This is a genomic window from Pectobacterium actinidiae, assembly GCF_000803315.1.
Taxonomy (GTDB): Bacteria; Pseudomonadota; Gammaproteobacteria; order Enterobacterales; family Enterobacteriaceae; genus Pectobacterium; species Pectobacterium actinidiae.
Genome location: NZ_JRMH01000002.1, coordinates 793,652 through 814,642 on the forward strand (window position 1 = coordinate 793,652; position 20,991 = coordinate 814,642).

General features: G+C 51.6%; 13 protein-coding genes, 1 tRNA gene, 3 rRNA genes and 1 pseudogene. 15 read left to right on the forward strand and 3 right to left on the reverse strand.

What is annotated here, in order from left to right:
- Position 1 precedes the first annotated feature (1 nt).
- From tatC to hemB, 3 genes and pseudogenes are all read left to right on the forward strand, one after another.
- Complete coding sequence (gene tatC / locus KKH3_RS21040) at positions 2–754, forward strand: Sec-independent protein translocase subunit TatC (protein WP_039364220.1); 753 nt, start codon at positions 2–4, stop codon at positions 752–754.
- A 79-nt stretch (positions 755–833) separates the two neighbouring features.
- On the forward strand, positions 834–1,616 hold the full coding sequence (gene tatD / locus KKH3_RS21045) for a 3'-5' ssDNA/RNA exonuclease TatD (RefSeq protein WP_039364224.1): 783 nt from the start codon (positions 834–836) through the stop codon (positions 1,614–1,616).
- Positions 1,617–1,672: 56 nt separating this feature from the next.
- Positions 1,673–2,655 (forward strand): annotated as a pseudogene (gene hemB, locus KKH3_RS21050) (porphobilinogen synthase).
- 86 nt (positions 2,656–2,741) lie between these two features.
- Here the strand turns inward: hemB and rfaH are convergent.
- Positions 2,742–3,230 carry a transcription/translation regulatory transformer protein RfaH gene (rfaH, locus tag KKH3_RS21055; protein ID WP_039364226.1) on the reverse strand — a complete coding sequence of 163 codons (489 nt, stop codon included), beginning with the start codon at positions 3,228–3,230 and terminating at the stop codon, positions 2,742–2,744.
- 200 nt (positions 3,231–3,430) lie between these two features.
- Between rfaH and ubiD the strand changes: the two genes are divergently transcribed.
- Positions 3,431–4,927, forward strand: a complete 1,497-nt coding sequence (ubiD, locus tag KKH3_RS21060; protein WP_039364229.1) for a 4-hydroxy-3-polyprenylbenzoate decarboxylase — start codon at positions 3,431–3,433, stop codon at positions 4,925–4,927.
- A 52-nt stretch (positions 4,928–4,979) separates the two neighbouring features.
- Entirely contained in the window at positions 4,980–5,681 is a 702-nt protein-coding gene (fre, locus tag KKH3_RS21065) for an NAD(P)H-flavin reductase (protein ID WP_039364232.1), read from the forward strand.
- Between the two features lie 93 nt (positions 5,682–5,774).
- On the opposite strand, the gene fadA is transcribed toward fre, so the two are convergent.
- A complete protein-coding gene (gene fadA, locus KKH3_RS21070; protein WP_039364235.1) occupies positions 5,775–6,938 on the reverse strand; it encodes an acetyl-CoA C-acyltransferase FadA in 1,164 nt (387 codons plus the stop codon).
- 11 nt (positions 6,939–6,949) lie between these two features.
- Positions 6,950–9,139, reverse strand: a complete 2,190-nt coding sequence (gene fadB, locus KKH3_RS21075) for a fatty acid oxidation complex subunit alpha FadB (protein WP_039364237.1) — start codon at positions 9,137–9,139, stop codon at positions 6,950–6,952.
- Positions 9,140–9,324: 185 nt separating this feature from the next.
- Here fadB and pepQ point away from each other — a divergent pair, with 185 nt between their 5' ends.
- From pepQ to birA, 10 genes are all read left to right on the forward strand, one after another.
- A complete protein-coding gene (pepQ, locus tag KKH3_RS21080; RefSeq protein WP_039364239.1) occupies positions 9,325–10,656 on the forward strand; it encodes a Xaa-Pro dipeptidase in 1,332 nt (443 codons plus the stop codon).
- The gene (locus KKH3_RS21085; RefSeq protein WP_039364241.1) at positions 10,656–11,267 is read left to right on the forward strand and encodes an IMPACT family protein; all 612 of its coding nucleotides are present in this window, start codon (positions 10,656–10,658) and stop codon (positions 11,265–11,267) included. Before pepQ ends, KKH3_RS21085 begins: the two co-directional genes overlap by 1 nt.
- A 42-nt stretch (positions 11,268–11,309) precedes the next feature.
- Entirely contained in the window at positions 11,310–12,761 is a 1,452-nt protein-coding gene (gene trkH / locus KKH3_RS21090; RefSeq protein WP_039364242.1) for a Trk system potassium transporter TrkH, read from the forward strand.
- Positions 12,762–12,782: 21 nt separating this feature from the next.
- Positions 12,783–13,322 carry a menaquinone-dependent protoporphyrinogen IX dehydrogenase gene (gene hemG, locus KKH3_RS21095; protein WP_039364246.1) on the forward strand — a complete coding sequence of 180 codons (540 nt, stop codon included), beginning with the start codon at positions 12,783–12,785 and terminating at the stop codon, positions 13,320–13,322.
- 389 nt (positions 13,323–13,711) lie between these two features.
- Positions 13,712–15,252, forward strand: a 16S ribosomal RNA gene (locus KKH3_RS21100).
- A gap of 140 nt (positions 15,253–15,392) precedes the next feature.
- Positions 15,393–15,468, forward strand: a tRNA-Glu gene (locus tag KKH3_RS21105).
- A gap of 227 nt (positions 15,469–15,695) precedes the next feature.
- Positions 15,696–18,603, forward strand: a 23S ribosomal RNA gene (locus tag KKH3_RS21110).
- A 124-nt stretch (positions 18,604–18,727) separates the two neighbouring features.
- Positions 18,728–18,843, forward strand: a 5S ribosomal RNA gene (gene rrf / locus KKH3_RS21115).
- Together the 16S, 23S and 5S rRNA genes with 1 tRNA gene alongside form the textbook arrangement of a ribosomal RNA operon.
- 153 nt (positions 18,844–18,996) lie before the next feature.
- On the forward strand, positions 18,997–20,034 hold the full coding sequence (murB, locus tag KKH3_RS21120) for a UDP-N-acetylmuramate dehydrogenase (RefSeq protein WP_039364249.1): 1,038 nt from the start codon (positions 18,997–18,999) through the stop codon (positions 20,032–20,034).
- Positions 20,031–20,990 (forward strand): bifunctional biotin--[acetyl-CoA-carboxylase] ligase/biotin operon repressor BirA, encoded by a 960-nt coding sequence (gene birA, locus KKH3_RS21125; RefSeq protein WP_039364252.1) that lies wholly within the window; start codon positions 20,031–20,033, stop codon positions 20,988–20,990. Before murB ends, birA begins: the two co-directional genes overlap by 4 nt.
- Position 20,991: the final 1 nt, after the last annotated feature.

A 20,991-nucleotide genomic window follows, 5' to 3' on the forward strand; every position in this document is an offset into this window, starting at 1 on the left:
TATGGCCGATGAAGATACTCAACCGCTAATTAGCCACCTGATTGAGCTACGCAAGCGGCTACTGAACAGTATTCTCTGTGTACTAGCGGTATTTATTGTGCTGGTGTTCTTTGCCAATGATATTTACCAAGTGGTTTCTGCACCGCTCATCAAGCAGTTGCCTGTGGGTGCCAGCATGATCGCGACCGATGTCGCCTCGCCTTTCTTTACACCGATAAAGCTGACGATGATTGTCTCCGTGTTTGTCGCTGCGCCACTGGTGCTGTATCAGGTGTGGGCGTTTGTGGCTCCTGCTCTGTATAAACATGAACGTCGCTTAATGATGCCGTTGCTGGTATCCAGCAGCCTGCTGTTTTATTCGGGCATGGCGTTTGCGTACTTTGTGGTGTTCCCACTGGCGTTTGGCTTTTTTGCCAAAACCGCGCCGGTTGGTGTGTTGATCGCGACCGACATTAATAATTACCTCGATTTTGTTATGGCGCTGTTCATGGCGTTCGGCGTATCGTTTGAGGTGCCCGTTGCCATCGTGCTGCTCTGCTGGAGTGGTGTGGTGACGCCAGAAGATCTGAAGAAAAAACGCCCTTATATTTTGGTCGGGGCGTTCGTTGTTGGGATGCTACTGACGCCGCCGGACGTTTTCTCACAGACGCTACTGGCGATCCCGATGTATCTGCTGTTTGAAATCGGTGTCTTCTTCGCGCGGTTTTATGTTGGCAAAGGCCGCCGGTCTGAAACGGAAGAGCCATCGCAGTAACGAACGGTTCCCTGCGGCAGAACGGTAAAATGACCTCTCTTTGAGAGGTCTTATTTTTTTATTCGCCAGAGTGAGAGTCATGTTTGATATCGGTGTCAACCTAACCAGTTCTCAGTTTGAAAAAGACCGGGAGCAGGTCGTCATCCGGGCAAAGCAAGCGGGTGTCCGTGGCATCTTGATCACCGGAACCAACGCCCAGGAAAGCCATCAGGCCATGTTACTGGCGCAAGCCTATCCCGATTACTGTTGGTCAACGGCGGGCGTTCATCCGCATGATGCCAGCCAATGGAATGACGCCATCGCTGAACAGCTGAATCATATAGCAAGCGCCGCCTGCGTGGTTGCTATTGGCGAATGCGGGTTGGATTTCAACCGTAACTTCTCGACTCCCGAAGAGCAGGAGAGGGCATTCAGTGCGCAGTTAGCGATAGCGGCCGAACGGTCTATGCCGGTTTTCCTTCACTGCCGTGATGCCCATTCCCGCTTTATCTCTCTGCTGACGCCGTGGCTGGGTCAGTTACCTGCCGCCGTGGTTCACTGCTTTACCGGCAATCGTCATGAATTGGATGAATGTCTGGCCGCGGGACTGATGGTTGGCATTACCGGCTGGGTTTGCGATGAGCGTCGCGGGCTAGAGCTACGTGCCTTATTGCCGCATATTCCTGCCGATCGGCTGTTGGTGGAAACCGATGCACCTTATCTGTTACCTCGGGATTTACGCCCTAAACCGGCCTCCCGCCGTAACGAACCCTGTTATCTGCCTCATATTATTCGCCAGATTGCGGAGTGGCGTGGAGAAGATGCCACATGGTTGGGACAGACAACAGATGAAAACGCCCGCCGGGTTTTCCGGCTGGCCTGATTCAGGAGAATAATGACATGAGCACTGCTTTTCCCGGCACTTTCCCCGGCCGACGTATGCGCCGCATTCGTCGCCATGATTTCAGCCGTCGCCTGGTTGCTGAAAATCAACTGACGGTGAATGATTTGATTTATCCCATTTTCGTGATGGAAGGGACAAATCATCGTCAGGAAGTTCCCTCAATGCCGGGGTATACCGGGTGACTATCGACGTGCTTCTGAAAGAAGCCGAAGAGATCGCTAAGCTCGGCGTTCCGGTACTGTCGCTGTTCCCCGTTATTGAAGCGGATAAAAAATCACTCTATGCCGAAGAAGCCTATAACCCGGATGGTCTGGTTCCTCGCACGATCCGCGCGCTGAAAGACGCCGTCCCAGAGCTGGGTTTGCTGACGGATGTGGCGCTCGATCCCTATACCACACACGGGCAGGACGGGATTATCGATGCGGATGGTTATGTGATTAACGACGTCACCAAGGAGCTTTTGGTGCGTCAGGCGCTGTCCCACGCAGAAGCCGGGGCAGAAATTATTGCGCCTAGCGACATGATGGATGGCCGCATCGGCGCTATTCGCGACACCCTTGAAGCGCAGAATCTGATCAATACCCAGATCATGGCGTATTCAGCTAAGTATGCATCGTGCTATTACGGGCCTTTCCGTGATGCCGTGGGTTCAGCTGGCAATCTAAAAGGTGGTAACAAGAAAACCTACCAGATGGATCCAGCCAACAGCGATGAAGCCTTGCAGGAAATCGCCCAGGATTTGCAGGAAGGGGCGGATATGGTGATGGTCAAACCAGGGATGCCTTATCTGGACGTGGTGCGTCGCGTCAAAGAGTCGTTCGGTGTGCCGACGTTTGCTTATCAGGTATCTGGCGAATATGCGATGCACATGGCGGCGATTCAGAACGGCTGGCTGCAAGAGCAACCGGTGGTGATGGAGTCTCTGCTGTGCTTTAAGCGTGCGGGTGCAGATGGGGTACTGACCTATTTTGCTAAGCGTGTCGCACAGTGGCTGCACGATCAACATATGCAACGCTAAGTCTGTTCTCATCCGGCGCGGGATAAACGCGCCGGGTAGGCAAGGAGCGTTGGGCTATTTTTTCAAAGGGCTATGTTTTCAAAGGATTAGGCTTTGCGAAACTCACGGTTATCAATGCTCTGCCTGACCTGTTTGTTCAACATATTCAGCAACAGCATCGAGCGAGCTTCGCCGTCAGGCTCGGTGTAGATAGCCTGAAGACCAGAGAAAATACCGTCAGTAATGACCACGCTATCGCCGGGTTGTGGCGTCAGTGGGTCAATGATTCCCTGAATCGGGCGAAGTGACAATTCATCAATAACCTGCTGCGGAATGGTCGCCGGCAGCGCACCGAATCGCACAAAGTTACTCACCCCACGCGTCGCGCTGATGGTGGTGGTGTGGATGCGTTCGGGATCGAACTCCACAAACAGATAGTTCGGGAACAGCGGTTCACACACTTCCGTTCGTTTACCACGAACGATCTTATCCAGCGTGATCATCGGGCTCACGCAGGTGACATCTTGACGTTCCAGATGCTCTTTCGCTCGCAGCAGTTGACCACGTTTACAATACAGTAAGTACCAGGCTTCCATAATTTCGCAGACTTATGATTCCGACGAGCAAGCATAACAAAAGCGAGCACGGATAAAAAATTTTCGGCAGATATTTTTGTTACCATATTTTGGCGATCGGATTCTTGATAGTGAGCAGATTCTTACCATAAATAGGCGTTGCGGGAAGCGACAGGTTGGCGAAGAGACTTTATAATAGCCAGAACGATAGACTGCCCCCGATGAATAGCATGAAATACCGTGACTTACGCGAGTTCCTCTCACTGCTGGAAGAGAGAGGGGAGTTAAAACGTATTACCCAGCCCATCGATCCCTACCTTGAAATGACGGAAATTGCTGACCGAACGCTACGTGCGGAAGGCCCCGCCCTCCTGTTTGAGAACCCCAAAGGCTATGACATGCCGGTGCTGTGCAATTTATTTGGCACGCCGAAACGGGTTGCGTTGGGAATGGGGCAGGAAGAAGTCAGCGCGCTGCGTGAGGTGGGTAAGCTGCTGGCGTTTCTGAAAGAGCCGGAGCCACCCAAAGGGTTCCGCGATCTGGTGGATAAAATGCCGAAGTTCCGTCAGGTATTGAATATGCCGACGAAGCGCCTGTCTTCAGCGCCGTGTCAGGAACAGATTTGGCAGGGAGATGACGTTGACCTGCGCCGGATTCCGGTGATGCAGTGCTGGCCGGAAGATGCCGCGCCGCTGATTACCTGGGGGCTTACCGTGACGCGCGGGCCGCTTAAAGAGCGGCAGAATCTGGGAATCTATCGTCAGCAGGTGCTGGGTAAAAACAAACTGATCATGCGTTGGCTATCTCATCGCGGCGGCGCACTGGATTTTCAGGAGTGGTGTCAGGAAAATCCAGGGCAGCGTTTTCCGGTGTCTGTCGCATTGGGCGCTGACCCTGCGACGATCCTCGGTGCGGTGACGCCCGTGCCTGATACGCTATCGGAATATGCCTTTGCGGGGTTGCTGCGTGGGCATAAGACTGAAGTGGTGAAGTGCCTGTCGAACGATTTGGAAGTGCCCGCCAGTGCGGAAATTGTTCTGGAAGGCTATATTGAACCGGGAGAAATGGCGGCGGAAGGGCCGTATGGCGACCATACCGGCTATTACAATGAAGTCGATCACTTCCCGGTTTTCACCGTTACGCATATTACTCAGCGCCAGAATGCCATTTATCACTCGACTTACACCGGCCGGCCACCGGATGAACCTGCTGTTTTGGGCGTGGCGTTGAACGAAGTTTTCGTGCCGATCCTGCAAAAGCAGTTTCCTGAGATTGTCGATTTTTATTTGCCACCGGAGGGTTGCTCTTACCGTCTGGCGGTCGTTACCATGAAGAAACAGTACGCGGGCCATGCTAAACGCGTCATGATGGGTGTGTGGTCTTTTTTACGCCAGTTCATGTATACGAAATTTGTCATTGTCTGCGATGATGACGTTAATGCGCGTGACTGGAACGACGTGATATGGGCGATCACGACGCGTATGGATCCGGCGCGCGATACGGTATTAGTAGAAAATACGCCGATAGATTACCTTGATTTTGCCTCGCCAGTTTCTGGCCTTGGCTCCAAAATGGGTCTGGACGCCACCAATAAATGGCCTGGCGAGACGCAGCGCGAGTGGGGTCACCCCATCAAGAAAGACCCACAGGTTTGTGCCCGCATTGATGAAATGTGGGACGAATTGGCCATTTTTAGTGACAGAGAGCCCCGGCGTTAACGGCTGCTGCCCTGTTCTCAGTTTTGCTTTTATGACCCTATAGAGGGAATGCATGACAACATTGAGCTGTAAAGTGACTTCGGTCGAAGCCATAACCGATACGGTTTATCGCGTTCGTTTGTTACCTGAAGCGCCGTTTTCCTTTCGGGCTGGCCAGTATTTGATGGTGGTGATGGGCGATCGAGATAAACGTCCTTTTTCACTGGCATCGACCCCGATGGATAAAAACTTTATTGAATTGCACATTGGGGCGTCCGAACTGAATCTTTACGCGATGGCGGTAATGGAACGCATTCACAAGGAAAAAACCCTGACGGTCGATATCCCGCATGGCGAAGCCTGGCTGCGGGAAGAGAGTACGCGTCCGCTGGTGTTGATTGCGGGTGGAACCGGATTTTCGTATGTGCGTTCTATCCTGCTGACCGCGCTGTCGCAGCAACCCGAGCGCGATATCGCTATTTACTGGGGTGGACGTGAATCCCAGCATTTGTATGACTTACCCGAGCTTGAAGGCTTTGCGGCTAAGCACCCCAATCTGCGGGTGGTGCCAGTCGTCGAACAGCCAGAAGAGGGATGGGATGGCAGAACGGGCACCGTTCTGAGCGCGGTATTGCAGGACTACGGCTCACTGGCAGAGCAGGATATCTATATTGCTGGTCGCTTTGAAATGGCGAAAATTGCCCGTGAACGTTTTTGTAACGAGCGCGGTGCGCTGACAGCGCATATGTTCAGCGACGCATTTTCGTTTATTTAAAGCAGTCGATAACAGTAAGACATAAGCAAGTAAAAATCCCACGGCTGTGGGATTTTTGGTTTCTAGCCGTTCTCTGACAGAGCTTTCCTGTGTTTAGACGCGCTCAAATACGGTCGCAATACCCTGTCCCAGCCCGATGCACATCGTCGCCACGCCAAACTGAGCATCGCGACTTTCCATCAGATTAATCAACGTGGTAGAGATGCGTGCGCCTGAGCAGCCGAGCGGATGACCCAGCGCAATCGCGCCGCCATTAAGATTGACCTTTTCATCCAACTGTTCCAGAAGCCCCAGATCTTTAATACAGGGTAGCGTCTGGGCGGCGAATGCTTCATTGAGCTCAAAGATGCCGATATCGGTCAGACTTAGTCCTGCCCGTTTCAACGCCAGTTTGGTCGCTGGGACGGGGCCGTAACCCATAATCGAAGGATCGCAGCCAACCACGGCCATCGCCCGGATACGAGCCCGTACGGATAAGCCTAACGATGCCGCGCGGGATTCACTCATGATCAACATGGCTGCTGCGCCATCGGACAGCGCCGAGGATGACGCGGCTGTCACCGTACCGTTAACCGGATCGAATGCCGGTTTGAGTGCGGCAAGGCTATCGACGGTGGTGTCTGGGCGAATGACCTCATCATAATCGAAGCGTTGCAGTGCGCCGTCTGCATCATGGCCCGCCGTGGGGATGATTTCACGACGAAACGCTCCTGACTGGGTGGCGCGGTGGGCGTGCTGGTGCGAACGTGCGGCGAACTGATCCTGCATCTCACGGCTAATATTGTGCATACGCCCCAGCATCTCGGCCGTGAGCCCCATCATACCCGCCGCTTTAGCTATGGTGCGGCTCAGCCCCGGATGAAAATCGACGCCATGATTCATCGGCACATGTCCCATATGCTCGACGCCGCCAATTAAGCAGACATTCGCGTCGCCAACCATAATGGCACGGGCCGCATCGTGGAGCGCCTGCATGGAGGAGCCGCACAGCCGGTTAACCGTGGTGGCGGGGACATTCATCGGAATTTCTGCCAGCAAAGCAGCATTACGGGCGACGTTGAAGCCTTGCTCCAGCGTCTGTTGCACACATCCCCAATAGATATCGTCGATCTCACGGGCATCCAGCGCTGCGTTACGGGTCAACAGGCTACGCATCAGGTGTGCGGACAGGTCTTCGGCTCTCACCTGACGGAAGGCTCCGCCTTTGGAGCGCCCCATCGGCGTGCGTACGGCATCAACAATCACTACCTTTTCCATATTTCCTGCCCTCATGCCGGTTGGCCGTAAGAAACGTCCGCGTGTGGCGCGACCGATGGGTAATAGCCTTCATTACTTTTGGCTTTTTGCTGCAAGCCGTCAGGCACCTGATAGATTGCACCGAGGTGCGCCAATTGTTGCGCCATCTCGACGTAGTGTTCGCTGCCTAGTGTATCCAGATAGCGGCAAGCTCCGCCGTGGAAGGGAGGGAAACCTAACCCGTATACCAGCGCCATGTCCGCTTCGGCGGGGCTAGCGACAATACCTTCTTCCAGACAGCGCGCGACTTCATTAATCATCGGGATCATCATGCGAGCGATAATCTCTTCTGCACTGAACGCTTTTTTCGGCTGGCTGATGTCCTTAAGCAGTGTTTCGACAGCCTCATCCTGTTCTTTACGCAACTTCCCCTTGCCATCGGTTTGATAACGGTAGAAGCCGTGACCATTCTTCTGTCCGAAGCGCTGGTGTTCAAACAGCACATCAATCGCATCGCGATAATCTTTCGCCATGCGCTGTGGGAAGCCCTCAGCCATCACGGCCTGAGCATGGTGAGCGGTATCAATACCGACAACGTCCAGCAGATAGGCCGGCCCCATCGGCCAACCGAATTTTTTCTCCATGACGTTATCGATATCGCGGAAATCGGCACCGTCCCTGAGCAGTAGGCTGAACGCTGCAAAGTAGGGGAATAGCACCCGGTTCACGAAGAATCCGGGGCAGTCGTTCACGACTATCGGTGTTTTTCCCATCTTGCTGGCGTAAGCCACCACGCTGGCGATGGTGCCGTCGCTGGTTTTGGAACCGCGAATAATTTCGACCAGCGGCATGCGGTGTACCGGGTTGAAGAAGTGCATCCCGCAGAAATTTTGCGGTCGTTTTAACGATGCCGCCAGCGTAGCAATCGGGATGGTCGAGGTATTCGAAGCCAGAATCGTATTCTCACTCACGTGCGATTCCGTTTCCGCGAGTACGCTGGCTTTGATTTTCGGATTCTCCACTACGGCCTCAACCACGATGTCGGTACGCTCGAACCCGGAATAATCCAGCGTTGGCTGAATGCTCGCCAGAATCGTCGCCATTTTCATTCCATCCAGCTTGCCACGCTCCATCTGCTTATTCAGTAGCTTGGCTGCCTCATTCATCCCCAGCGCGAGCGGTTTCTCGTTGATATCTTTCATCCGAATCGGCACGCCTTTGAACGCGGATTGATAGGCAATGCCACCACCCATAATGCCCGCACCTAACACGGCGGCGTGCTGCGGCACGGATGTCTCGCCAATCAGTTTCTTCGCTTTTCCTTTAACATATTGATCGTTTAGGAAAATACCGACGAGTGCGCGAGCTTCATTTGAGCGTGCCAGTTGAACAAAATGCTGTGTTTCGAGTTGCAATGCGTCATCGCGCGTCATGGTCGCGGCGGCTTCGATGGTTTTTACCGCTAGCATCGGTGCGGGATAGTGCTTGCCAGCGGTTTGCAGCACCATCGCTTTGGCGGTGGTAAAGCTCATCATGGCTTCAATCTTATTGAGCTTCAGCGGGTCAAGCTTCGGACGTCGGTAAGCCTGCCAGTCCAGTGAACCGTCAATCGCCTGTTTCAACATCTTGATGGCGGCGGGAATCAGCTTTTCATTGGTGACAACGGCCTGTACCAGTCCCACTTTTAAGGCATCGGCTGCGCTGATATCTTTACCTGCGCCGATGATCTCCAGCGCGCTGTCTGCGCCCAGCAGGCGTGGTAGCCTAACGGTGCCGCCAAAGCCCGGCATGATCCCCAGTTTGGTTTCAGGCAGACCGATGCGTGCATCCGTCGTTGCTAAACGAAAGTCGGTTGCCAGTACGCATTCACACCCGCCGCCTAACGCATAGCTATTAATCGCGGACAGCGTGGGAACAGGTAAATCCTCAAGGCGACTAAAAATGCGGTTGGCGAAGACAAGCCATTCATGCAGCTTTTCGGCCGGTGCGGCAAAAAGAGAAAGGAATTCCGTGATATCGGCACCAACAATAAATGCCGGTTTGTCAGAACGTAGCAGCAACCCCTTCAGGTTCGGTTGTTCTGCCAGAACGTCCAGCGCTTTACCCAGGCTGGCAACGGTGCGGGTATCGAGCTTGTTTACGGAGCCAGGGGCAGAAAATACCAGCTCGACAATGCCGTCCTCAAGCCAGTTAAGGTAGAGGGATTCACCTTGATAAAGCATGTTCATCTCCGCTGTTTGTGTGAGTGATCTGGTATGACCAGATAATCGAATTGTGGTTTTAATGTTAATTTTTTGCAAACAAGAGATTAATTTTTTGCCGAATCGATCACAAAGCACCGGACGCTGCCCTTGAGGAATGCCTGTGTTAAAATGGAGAGATCATGTCGTGACGTACAAGGATACTCATGGAAAAGCTGGCTTCTTTATATCATCACCATCTGGCTACGCTGCAAACGCGTGCTCAGGCGGTTTTAGCGCGCCATCAGCTTGACGCATTACTGATTCACTCTGGTGAATTATTGACCGTTTTTCTGGACGATCACGACTACCCTTTCAAAGTTAACCCGCAATTTAAAGCCTGGGTGCCCGTCACGCAGGTGCCGAACTGCTGGTTATGGGTTGACGGTGTTAACCCGCCGAAGCTGTGGTTCTACTCACCTGTTGATTACTGGCATAACGTAGCGCCGGTTCCGGAGAGTTTCTGGACTGAAGAGATTGAGATTTCCGTGCTACGGAATGCCGATGATATCGGCCAATGTCTGCCATCGCAGCGTGAGCGTGTTGCCTATATCGGCTACGCCCCGCAGCGTGCGCAGGAGTTGGGCATTCGTGCGGATAATATTAACCCTCAGGGTGTGCTGGATTACCTGCACTATCATCGCGCTTACAAAACCGATTACGAGCTGGCCTGCATGCGTGAAGCACAGAAGACGGCCGTTATCGGTCATTGTGCCGCGCACGAAGCATTTCTGTCCGGCATGAGCGAGTTTGATATTAATCTGGCATATCTGACGGCAACTGGTCATCGTGATATTGATGTGCCTTATGGCAATATCATCGCGCTCAATGAACATGCCGCGGTGTTGCACTATACCCAGCTCGATCATCAGGTGCCTTCCGATGTCCGCAGCTTCCTGATTGATGCAGGGGCGGAATATAACGGCTATGCCGCCGATCTTACCCGTACCTATTCCGCACAGAGCGATGGCGCCTTTGCCCTGCTAATTAAAGATCTCAATCAGGAAATGCTTTCATTGATTGATACTATTCAGGCGGGAGTGCGTTATACCGATTACCATATTCAGATGCATCAGCGGATTGCGAAGCTGCTGAAATCGCATCAGCTGGTGCGGGATATCAGCGAAGAAGCTATGGTGGAGCAGGGGCTCACGTCGGCTTTCCTGCCGCACGGTCTTGGCCACCCGCTGGGTTTGCAGGTGCATGATGTCGCCGGATTTATGCAAGACGATCGCGGCACACATTTGGCGGCACCGTCGCAGCATCCTTACCTGCGTTGTACTCGCGTGCTTGAACCTGGCATGGTCATGACGATCGAACCGGGAATCTATTTCATCGAATCCTTGCTCGCGCCGTGGCGTGAGGGCGAATTGAGTCAGCATGTTGACTGGCAAAAAATCGAGGCGTTGAAGCCGTTTGGCGGTATCCGTATCGAAGATAATATTGTCATTCATGAAGGGCGCGTGGAGAACATGACGCGCGACCTGAATCTGGCCTGATGCAAGTTTATCCCGTTCCTGCTGCACCCGTGAGCTTCAGCGAGGAAATCAAGAAAAGCCGCTTTACGACGATCCTGGCGGCAACGCCGGGAATCGACGCGGCCAAAGCGTTTATCCAGCACGTCAGGGAAGAACATACCTCGGCGGGGCATCACTGCTGGGCGTTTGTTGCAGGTGCGCCCAACGATTCCCAGCAGCTTGGTTTTTCTGACGATGGCGAGCCATCCGGCACGGCGGGCAAACCGATGCTGTCGCAGCTGATGGGAAGCGGTATCGGTGAGATTACGGCTGTGGTGGTACGTTACTATGGCGGAATCCCGCTGGGTACGGGTGGGCTGGTGAAGGCTTATGGCGGTGGGGTCCAGCAAGCGCTGAAGCTGTTATCGCTGCAAGAGAAAGTATTGCAAAAAGAGTATGGCTTACACTGTGACTATGCACTGTTGCCTCAGGTGGAATCACTGATCTTCCAGCTTGGCGGGAAAGTGCTGCATAGTGAGTATGGCGTGGAAGTTGTATTGCGGTTCTCTATCCCCGTTAGGGTAACCGAGGAAGCGGCAACAAAATTGCGTGATTTAAGTCGCGGTGCGTTGCATTTATTGCCGATTCCATAATAATCCCAGCGCTTTTTATGAATCATTAAGGAATTCCCTGCGATGCACTTGCGCGCCATAACCCGTATTGTCGGCCAGTTGGTTATCCTTTTTTCCGGGACGATGGTTATTCCCGGACTGGTGGCGTTAATTTACCGCGATGGCGCAGGCCGAGCGTTTACGCAGACCTTTATTGTCGCGCTGGCGATTGGCATCGTGCTGTGGTTACCAAACCGCAAACAGAAGCATGAACTGAAATCTCGTGAAGGGTTTCTGATCGTCGTCCTTTTCTGGACGGTGCTGGGAAGCGTCGGTGCGCTGCCTTTCCTGTTTGCTGAACACCCTAATTTGGGCGTAACGGATGCTTTTTTCGAATCGTTCTCTGGTTTAACGACAACGGGTGCCACCACGCTGGTTGGGCTGGATTCACTGCCTAAAGCCATCCTGTTTTATCGACAAATGCTGCAATGGTTTGGTGGGATGGGGATCATCGTACTCGCCGTTGCCATCCTGCCGATTCTTGGTGTTGGTGGGATGCAGCTTTATCGCGCGGAGATGCCGGGGCCGTTGAAGGAAAACAAAATGCGCCCGCGTATTGCCGATACGGCAAAAACGCTGTGGCTGATCTATCTCTTACTGACGATTGCCTGCGCCGTCGCGCTTTGGCTGGCTGGCATGCCGGTATTTGATGCAATTGGGCACAGCTTCTCTACGGTGTCTGTCGGAGGGTTCTCCACCCACGACGCCAGTATTGGCTACTTTAACAGTCCAACAATCAACACCATCATCGCGGTATTCCTGCTGATTTCCGGCTGTAACTTTGGTTTGCACTTTGCTCTGCTGAGCGGGCGCAGCCTGAAGGTATACTGGCGTGACCCTGAATTCCGCATGTTCATTTTTGTGCAGCTGTCGCTGGTGGCCGTGTGTACGATTGTCCTGTGGTTCCACCACGTTTATGACAGCGGGATGCAGACGATCAATCAGGCATTCTTCCAAGTTGTCTCTATGGCGACAACGGCAGGGTTTACGACGGATAGCATTGCATCGTGGCCACTTTTTCTGCCCGTTTTGCTTCTGTGTTCCGCGTTTATTGGCGGGTGTGCAGGTTCAACCGGGGGCGGCTTGAAAGTGATTCGCATTTTGCTGCTTTTTCTACAGGGATCGCGTGAGCTTAAGCGTTTAGTGCATCCGAATGCGGTTTATACGATCAAGCTCGGCCATCGGGCATTACCGGAACGCATCCTTGAGGCCGTATGGGGATTCTTTTCCGCATATGCGCTCGTTTTTATTGTCAGCATGCTGGCCGTTATTGCGACAGGCGTTGATGATTTCTCCGCGTTTGCTGCGGTCGCTGCCACATTGAATAATCTGGGGCCAGGTCTGGGTGTCGTCGCGGAGAATTTTACGTCGATGAATGATACGGCGAAATGGATTCTGATACTGACAATGCTGTTTGGTCGTTTGGAAGTCTTCACGCTTTTAGTGCTGTTTACGCCAACCTTCTGGCGGGAATAGTCCTCATAAGGATAAAGAACAATGAAAGCTTTGATCGTGTTTTCGAGTCGGGATGGGCAAACAAGAGCGATTGCCTCCTATATCGCGAATACGCTGAAAGGAGTCTTGGAGTGCGATGTTGTTAACGTACTCAATACGAATGATATCGATCTGGGCCAATACGATCGGGTTCTGATTGGGGCATCGGTTCGGTACGGGCGCTTTCATCCTGCGGTAAATCAATTTATCCATAAGCATTTGGTTTCTCTGCAACAGATGCCCAGCGCGTTCTTCTCAGTGAACCTCACTGCACGTAAGCCAGAAAAGCGCACAATACAAACCAATGCCTATACGCGTAAGTTTTTACTGAATTCTCCTTGGCAACCGGATCTGTGTTGTGTGTTCGCGGGGGCGCTGCGTTATCCGCGTTATCGTTGGTTCGATCGGGTAATGATTCAACTTATTATGCGTATGACGGGCGGTGAAACGGATAGCACTAAAGAGATTGAATATACAGACTGGCAGCAGGTTGCCCGTTTCGCACAGGATTTCGCCCAATTGGCGGTGAAAAATCCGGCATAACGATGTCTTTTAATTCGCTTTGCTGAAAAAATCCTCATTCGGTAATTATTTTGCATTTAGCACTTGTCAGCCGCCGAGAAGTCCCTATAATGCGCCTCCACTGACACGGCAACAGCGACACGCGGTTGTGGTGACAGGAAAAAGATTTACGAAAGCAGTCAGTAATGACTTGACTTTAAAGCGGATTGGCATAGCATATGCAGCCCGCGCCACCGATGAAGTGGCACTGCTCTTTAACAATATAATCAGACAATCTGTGTGGGCACTCACAAGACCGTATCTTGACGATATAAAAAGTCTTGAAGAGTGAACAACAGTAAATTCATTACGAATAAACAGTTTTAATTCTTTGAGCATCGCTGACGAGTTCAGCAAATCAAACAAATCTTAAATTGAAGAGTTTGATCATGGCTCAGATTGAACGCTGGCGGCAGGCCTAACACATGCAAGTCGAGCGGTAGCACAGGGGAGCTTGCTTTCTGGGTGACGAGCGGCGGACGGGTGAGTAATGTCTGGGAAACTGCCTGATGGCGGGGGATAACTACTGGAAACGGTAGCTAATACCGCATAATGTCTTCGGACCAAAGAGGGGGACCTTCGGGCCTCTTGCCATCAGATGTGCCCAGATGGGATTAGCTAGTAGGTGAGGTAATGGCTCACCTAGGCGACGATCCCTAGCTGGTCTGAGAGGATGACCAGCCACACTGGAACTGAGACACGGTCCAGACTCCTACGGGAGGCAGCAGTGGGGAATATTGCACAATGGGCGCAAGCCTGATGCAGCCATGCCGCGTGTGTGAAGAAGGCCTTCGGGTTGTAAAGCACTTTCAGCGGGGAGGAAGGCGGTGAGGTTAATAACCTCATCGATTGACGTTACCCGCAGAAGAAGCACCGGCTAACTCCGTGCCAGCAGCCGCGGTAATACGGAGGGTGCAAGCGTTAATCGGAATGACTGGGCGTAAAGCGCACGCAGGCGGTCTGTTAAGTTGGATGTGAAATCCCCGGGCTTAACCTGGGAACTGCATTCAAAACTGACAGGCTAGAGTCTTGTAGAGGGGGGTAGAATTCCAGGTGTAGCGGTGAAATGCGTAGAGATCTGGAGGAATACCGGTGGCGAAGGCGGCCCCTGGACAAAGACTGACGCTCAGGTGCGAAAGCGTGGGGAGCAAACAGGATTAGATACCCTGGTAGTCCACGCTGTAAACGATGTCGATTTGGAGGTTGTGCCCTTGAGGTGTGGCTTCCGGAGCTAACGCGTTAAATCGACCGCCTGGGGAGTACGGCCGCAAGGTTAAAACTCAAATGAATTGACGGGGGCCCGCACAAGCGGTGGAGCATGTGGTTTAATTCGATGCAACGCGAAGAACCTTACCTACTCTTGACATCCACAGAATTCGGTAGAGATACCTTAGTGCCTTCGGGAACTGTGAGACAGGTGCTGCATGGCTGTCGTCAGCTCGTGTTGTGAAATGTTGGGTTAAGTCCCGCAACGAGCGCAACCCTTATCCTTTGTTGCCAGCGATTCGGTCGGGAACTCAAAGGAGACTGCCGGTGATAAACCGGAGGAAGGTGGGGATGACGTCAAGTCATCATGGCCCTTACGAGTAGGGCTACACACGTGCTACAATGGCGTATACAAAGAGAAGCGACCTCGCGAGAGCAAGCGGACCTCATAAAGTACGTCGTAGTCCGGATTGGAGTCTGCAACTCGACTCCATGAAGTCGGAATCGCTAGTAATCGTAGATCAGAATGCTACGGTGAATACGTTCCCGGGCCTTGTACACACCGCCCGTCACACCATGGGAGTGGGTTGCAAAAGAAGTAGGTAGCTTAACCTTCGGGAGGGCGCTTACCACTTTGTGATTCATGACTGGGGTGAAGTCGTAACAAGGTAACCGTAGGGGAACCTGCGGTTGGATCACCTCCTTACCAAGAAGATGTGTGTTGAGTGAAGTGCTCACACAGATTGTCTGATGAAAATACTGAGCAAGCGCACCTGTTGATGCGATGAGTGTAAACTCATGCTGACGCGATAGTGCCGGATTTCTGATTCGGTACGGATTTTTCGTGTCCCCATCGTCTAGAGGCCTAGGACACTGCCCTTTCACGGCTGTAACAGGGGTTCGAATCCCCTTGGGGACGCCAATCCGATAATGAGTGAAAGACATTATCATGAATATCTTAAAGATGATTCTTCGGAGTCATGTTTACGATATTGCTCTTTAACAATCTGGAACAAGCTGAAAATTGAAACATGACAGCTGAACATACTGACACACAGTAATGTGGTGTGAGTGATGCGTCAGTCTGTCAATGAGTCTCTCAAATAATCGCAGCGCGATAGTGTCTTTCAAGACACCTTCGGGTTGTGAGGTTAAGCGACTAAGCGTACACGGTGGATGCCTAGGCAGTCAGAGGCGATGAAGGGCGTGCTAATCTGCGATAAGCGTCGGTAAGCTGATATGAAGCGTTATACCCGACGATACCCGAATGGGGAAACCCAGTGTGTTTCGACACACTATCATGACATGAATCCATAGTGTCATGAGGCGAACCGGGGGAACTGAAACATCTCAGTACCCCGAGGAAAAGAAATCAACCGAGATTCCCCCAGTAGCGGCGAGCGAACGGGGAGGAGCCCAGAACCTGAATCAGTTTGTGTGTTAGTGGAAGCGTCTGGAAAGTCGCACAGTAAAGGGTGATAGTCCCGTACACAAAAATGCACAGGCTGTGAGTTCGATGAGTAGGGCGGGACACGTGACATCCTGTCTGAATATGGGGGGACCATCCTCCAAGGCTAAATACTCCTGACTGACCGATAGTGAACCAGTACCGTGAGGGAAAGGCGAAAAGAACCCCGGCGAGGGGAGTGAAATAGAACCTGAAACCGTGTACGTACAAGCAGTGGGAGCCTACTTGTTAGGTGACTGCGTACCTTTTGTATAATGGGTCAGCGACTTATATTCTGTAGCAAGGTTAACCGTTTAGGGGAGCCGCAGGGAAACCGAGTCTTAACTGGGCGTTAAGTTGCAGGGTATAGACCCGAAACCCGGTGATCTAGCCATGGGCAGGTTGAAGGTTGGGTAACACTAACTGGAGGACCGAACCGACTAATGTTGAAAAATTAGCGGATGACTTGTGGCTGGGGGTGAAAGGCCAATCAAACCGGGAGATAGCTGGTTCTCCCCGAAAGCTATTTAGGTAGCGCCTCGTGAACTCATCTTCGGGGGTAGAGCACTGTTTCGGCTAGGGGGTCATCCCGACTTACCAACCCGATGCAAACTACGAATACCGAAGAATGTTATCACGGGAGACACACGGCGGGTGCTAACGTTCGTCGTGAAGAGGGAAACAACCCAGACCGCCAGCTAAGGTCCCAAAGTCATGGTTAAGTGGGAAACGATGTGGGAAGGCATAGACAGCCAGGATGTTGGCTTAGAAGCAGCCATCATTTAAAGAAAGCGTAATAGCTCACTGGTCGAGTCGGCCTGCGCGGAAGATGTAACGGGGCTAAACCATGCACCGAAGCTGCGGCAGCGACACTTAGGTGTTGTTGGGTAGGGGAGCGTTCTGTAAGCCGTCGAAGGTGGTCTGTGAGGGCTGCTGGAGGTATCAGAAGTGCGAATGCTGACATAAGTAACGATAATGCGGGTGAAAAACCCGCACGCCGGAAGACCAAGGGTTCCTGTCCAACGTTAATCGGGGCAGGGTGAGTCGACCCCTAAGGCGAGGCTGAAAAGCGTAGTCGATGGGAAACAGGTTAATATTCCTGTACTCGGTGTTACTGCGAAGGGGGGACGGAGAAAGCTAGGTTATCCGGGCGACGGTTGTCCCGGTTTAAGCGTGAAGGTGGATGACTTTGGTAAATCCGGGTCATTGTTAACACTGAGGCGTGATGACGAGTCACTACGGTGATGAAGTAACCAATGCTACGCTTCCAGGAAAAGCCTCTAAGCTCCAGGTAACATCAAATCGTACCCCAAACCGACACAGGTGGTCAGGTAGAGAATACTCAGGCGCTTGAGAGAACTCGGGTGAAGGAACTAGGCAAAATGGTGCCGTAACTTCGGGAGAAGGCACGCTGGTGTGTAGGTGAAGTCCCTTGCGGATGGAGCTGAAACCAGTCGAAGATACCAGCTGGCTGCAACTGTTTAATAAAAACACAGCACTGTGCAAACACGAAAGTGGACGTATACGGTGTGACGCCTGCCCGGTGCCGGAAGGTTAATTGATGGGGTCAGCCGCAAGGCGAAGCTCTTGATCGAAGCCCCGGTAAACGGCGGCCGTAACTATAACGGTCCTAAGGTAGCGAAATTCCTTGTCGGGTAAGTTCCGACCTGCACGAATGGCGTAATGATGGCCAGGCTGTCTCCACCCGAGACTCAGTGAAATTGAACTCGCTGTGAAGATGCAGTGTACCCGCGGCAAGACGGAAAGACCCCGTGAACCTTTACTATAGCTTGACACTGAACCTTGAGCCTTGATGTGTAGGATAGGTGGGAGGCTTTGAAGTGTGGACGCCAGTCTGCATGGAGCCAACCTTGAAATACCACCCTTTAATGTTTGATGTTCTAACGTGGACCCGTAATCCGGGTTGCGGACAGTGTCTGGTGGGTAGTTTGACTGGGGCGGTCTCCTCCCAAAGCGTAACGGAGGAGCACGAAGGTTAGCTAATCCTGGTCGGACATCAGGAGGTTAGTGCAAAGGCATAAGCTAGCTTGACTGCGAGAGTGACAGCTCGAGCAGGTGCGAAAGCAGGTCTTAGTGATCCGGTGGTTCTGAATGGAAGGGCCATCGCTCAACGGATAAAAGGTACTCCGGGGATAACAGGCTGATACCGCCCAAGAGTTCATATCGACGGCGGTGTTTGGCACCTCGATGTCGGCTCATCACATCCTGGGGCTGAAGTAGGTCCCAAGGGTATGGCTGTTCGCCATTTAAAGTGGTACGCGAGCTGGGTTTAGAACGTCGTGAGACAGTTCGGTCCCTATCTGCCGTGGGCGTTGGAAGATTGAGAGGGGTTGCTCCTAGTACGAGAGGACCGGAGTGAACGCACCACTGGTGTACGGGTTGTGATGCCAATTGCATTGCCCGGTAGCTAAGTGCGGAAGAGATAACCGCTGAAAGCATCTAAGCGGGAAACTTGCCTCGAGATGAGTCTTCCCTGGACACTTGATGTCCCTGAAGGGCCGTTGAAGACGACGACGTAGATAGGCTGGGTGTGTAAGCGTAGCGATACGTTGAGCTGACCAGTACTAATGACCCGAGAGGCTTAACCTTACAACACCGAAGGTGTTTTGTGAGTGACTCATAAAAAACGATACTCAGCTTGTTCTAGGATTGGTTCTGGTGGTTATGTGACACAAAAAAGTGAGACATGACGGTTGGAATGAAACAGAATTTGCCTGGCGGCGATAGCGCGGTGGTCCCACCTGACCCCATGCCGAACTCAGAAGTGAAACGCCGTAGCGCCGATGGTAGTGTGGGGCTTCCCCATGTGAGAGTAGGGAACTGCCAGGCATCAAATAGTGAAAGCCCCTGTCGAGAGACAGGGGCTTTTTGCTATGGGCGTTTGGTGCATGTTGTTTATACGTATCCGGTGGCAAAAGACCGTCGGTATCTTGCGTAGATCAGGTAGACTATGTGATATCTGAATTAGTAGGTATTTCTATCATGGCGTCGAGCGTTATTTCATTGAAGTCTTATAACTCTTTCTCATTACCTGTTTCCGCATTTTGTATTAAGGTTGCGGATACTCAGGATAAATTGATTGAAGGATGGCGCGTCGCCAGCGCAGCACAAGAGCCGATTTTGTTGCTGGGGGAAGGGAGCAATGTCCTTTTTCTGGAAGATTTTTTAGGTACTATTCTGTTAAACCGTCTCAAGGGTATAGATATTCGAGAAGAAAGTGACGGCTGGTATATTCATGTCGGAGCTGGTGAGAACTGGCATCAATTAGTTGAATATACGCTCAAGTCTGGTATTGCAGGGTTAGAAAATCTGGCATTAATTCCGGGATGTGTAGGTTCTGCACCGATACAGAATATTGGTGCGTACGGTATCGAATTACAGCATGTTTGTGATTATGTTGACGTATTGGATTTGGCTGAAGGTAACGTCATGCGTTTTACCTCTGAGGAATGCCAGTTCGATTACCGTGAAAGCATATTTAAGCATCAATACCGTTCTGGGTATGCGATTATCGCGGTAGGATTTTTTTTAAAGAAAGACTGGAACCCGGTACTTAACTACGGTGATTTGATCAAGTTGGATCCTACAACCGTTACACCGCAGCAGATATTTGATTCCGTATGCCATATGCGCCGAAGTAAACTTCCTGATCCTGCCGTGACAGGTAATGCTGGTAGCTTTTTTAAAAACCCGATAATTACACCTCAGCATGCTGAACTTGTTTTACGAGAGTATCCGAATGCACCTCGGTATTTACAAGCCGATGGCAACGTTAAATTGGCCGCTGGATGGTTAATTGACCAATGCAAGCTTAAAGGATTCCAGCTTGGTGGCGCAGCTGTTCACGAGAAACAGGCCTTAGTTTTAATTAATAAAAATAATGCAAAAAGCTCAGATGTTGTCGAATTAGCACGTCACGTCCGTAATCAGGTTGCTGAAAAATTCTCCATACAGCTGGAGCCTGAAGTCCGCTTTATTGCTGCGTATGAAGAGGTCAATGCCATCGAGGTGTTATCATGAAAGACATTACGGTTCCCCTTAAATTAATTAAAATTCTCTCTGATGGTGAATTTTACTCCGGTGAATTACTGGGTGAAATGATGGGGATGAGTCGAGCTGCAATTAATAAACATATTCAAACTATACGTGATTGGGGAATTGATGTTTTTACTGTGACGGGTAAGGGCTATTCTTTACCTGCGCCGATGCAGTTATTAGATGAGGAGTCTATCCTCAAGCACCTACCAGAAGGTGGAGTGACCGTTTTACCTATCATTGATTCTACTAATCAGTATATTTTAGAACGATTGGACACCTTATCCTCCGGGGATGTATGCCTTGCTGAATATCAGCAATCTGGGCGTGGCCGTCGTGGCAGGCAATGGTTCTCACCCTTTGGTGCTAATTTGTATTTGTCCTTATACTGGCGCCTAGAACAGGGGCCTGCTGCAGCTGTTGGGGTTAGTTTGGTTATCGGTATCGTAATGGCAGAAGTACTACATAAGCTTGGTGCTGATGGTGTTCGAGTCAAATGGCCCAACGATTTATATCTGAAGGATAGAAAACTAGCAGGTATTCTTGTCGAACTTACCGGAAAAACGGGGGATGCCGCTAATTTGGTTATTGGTGCGGGCATTAATTTACAGATGAGAGAGCCTGCTCCAGATACGATTAGTCAAGGCTGGATAAATTTACAAGAAGCAGGTATAGATATTAATCGTAATACACTTGCTTCGACTCTTATTTCTGAATTAAGAGAGGCCTTAGCTGTCTTTGAACTACAAGGGCTTGAACCATTTATTCCTAGATGGGAAAAATTGGATAACTATTTTAACCGCCCGGTTCGTTTGATTATCGGTAATCGTGAAATATATGGAACCGACCGAGGAATAGATCGTCAAGGGGCGCTGCTATTAGAAAAAGACGGATTGGTTACGCCATATATTGGTGGAGAGATTTCTCTGCGTGGTGCATAAA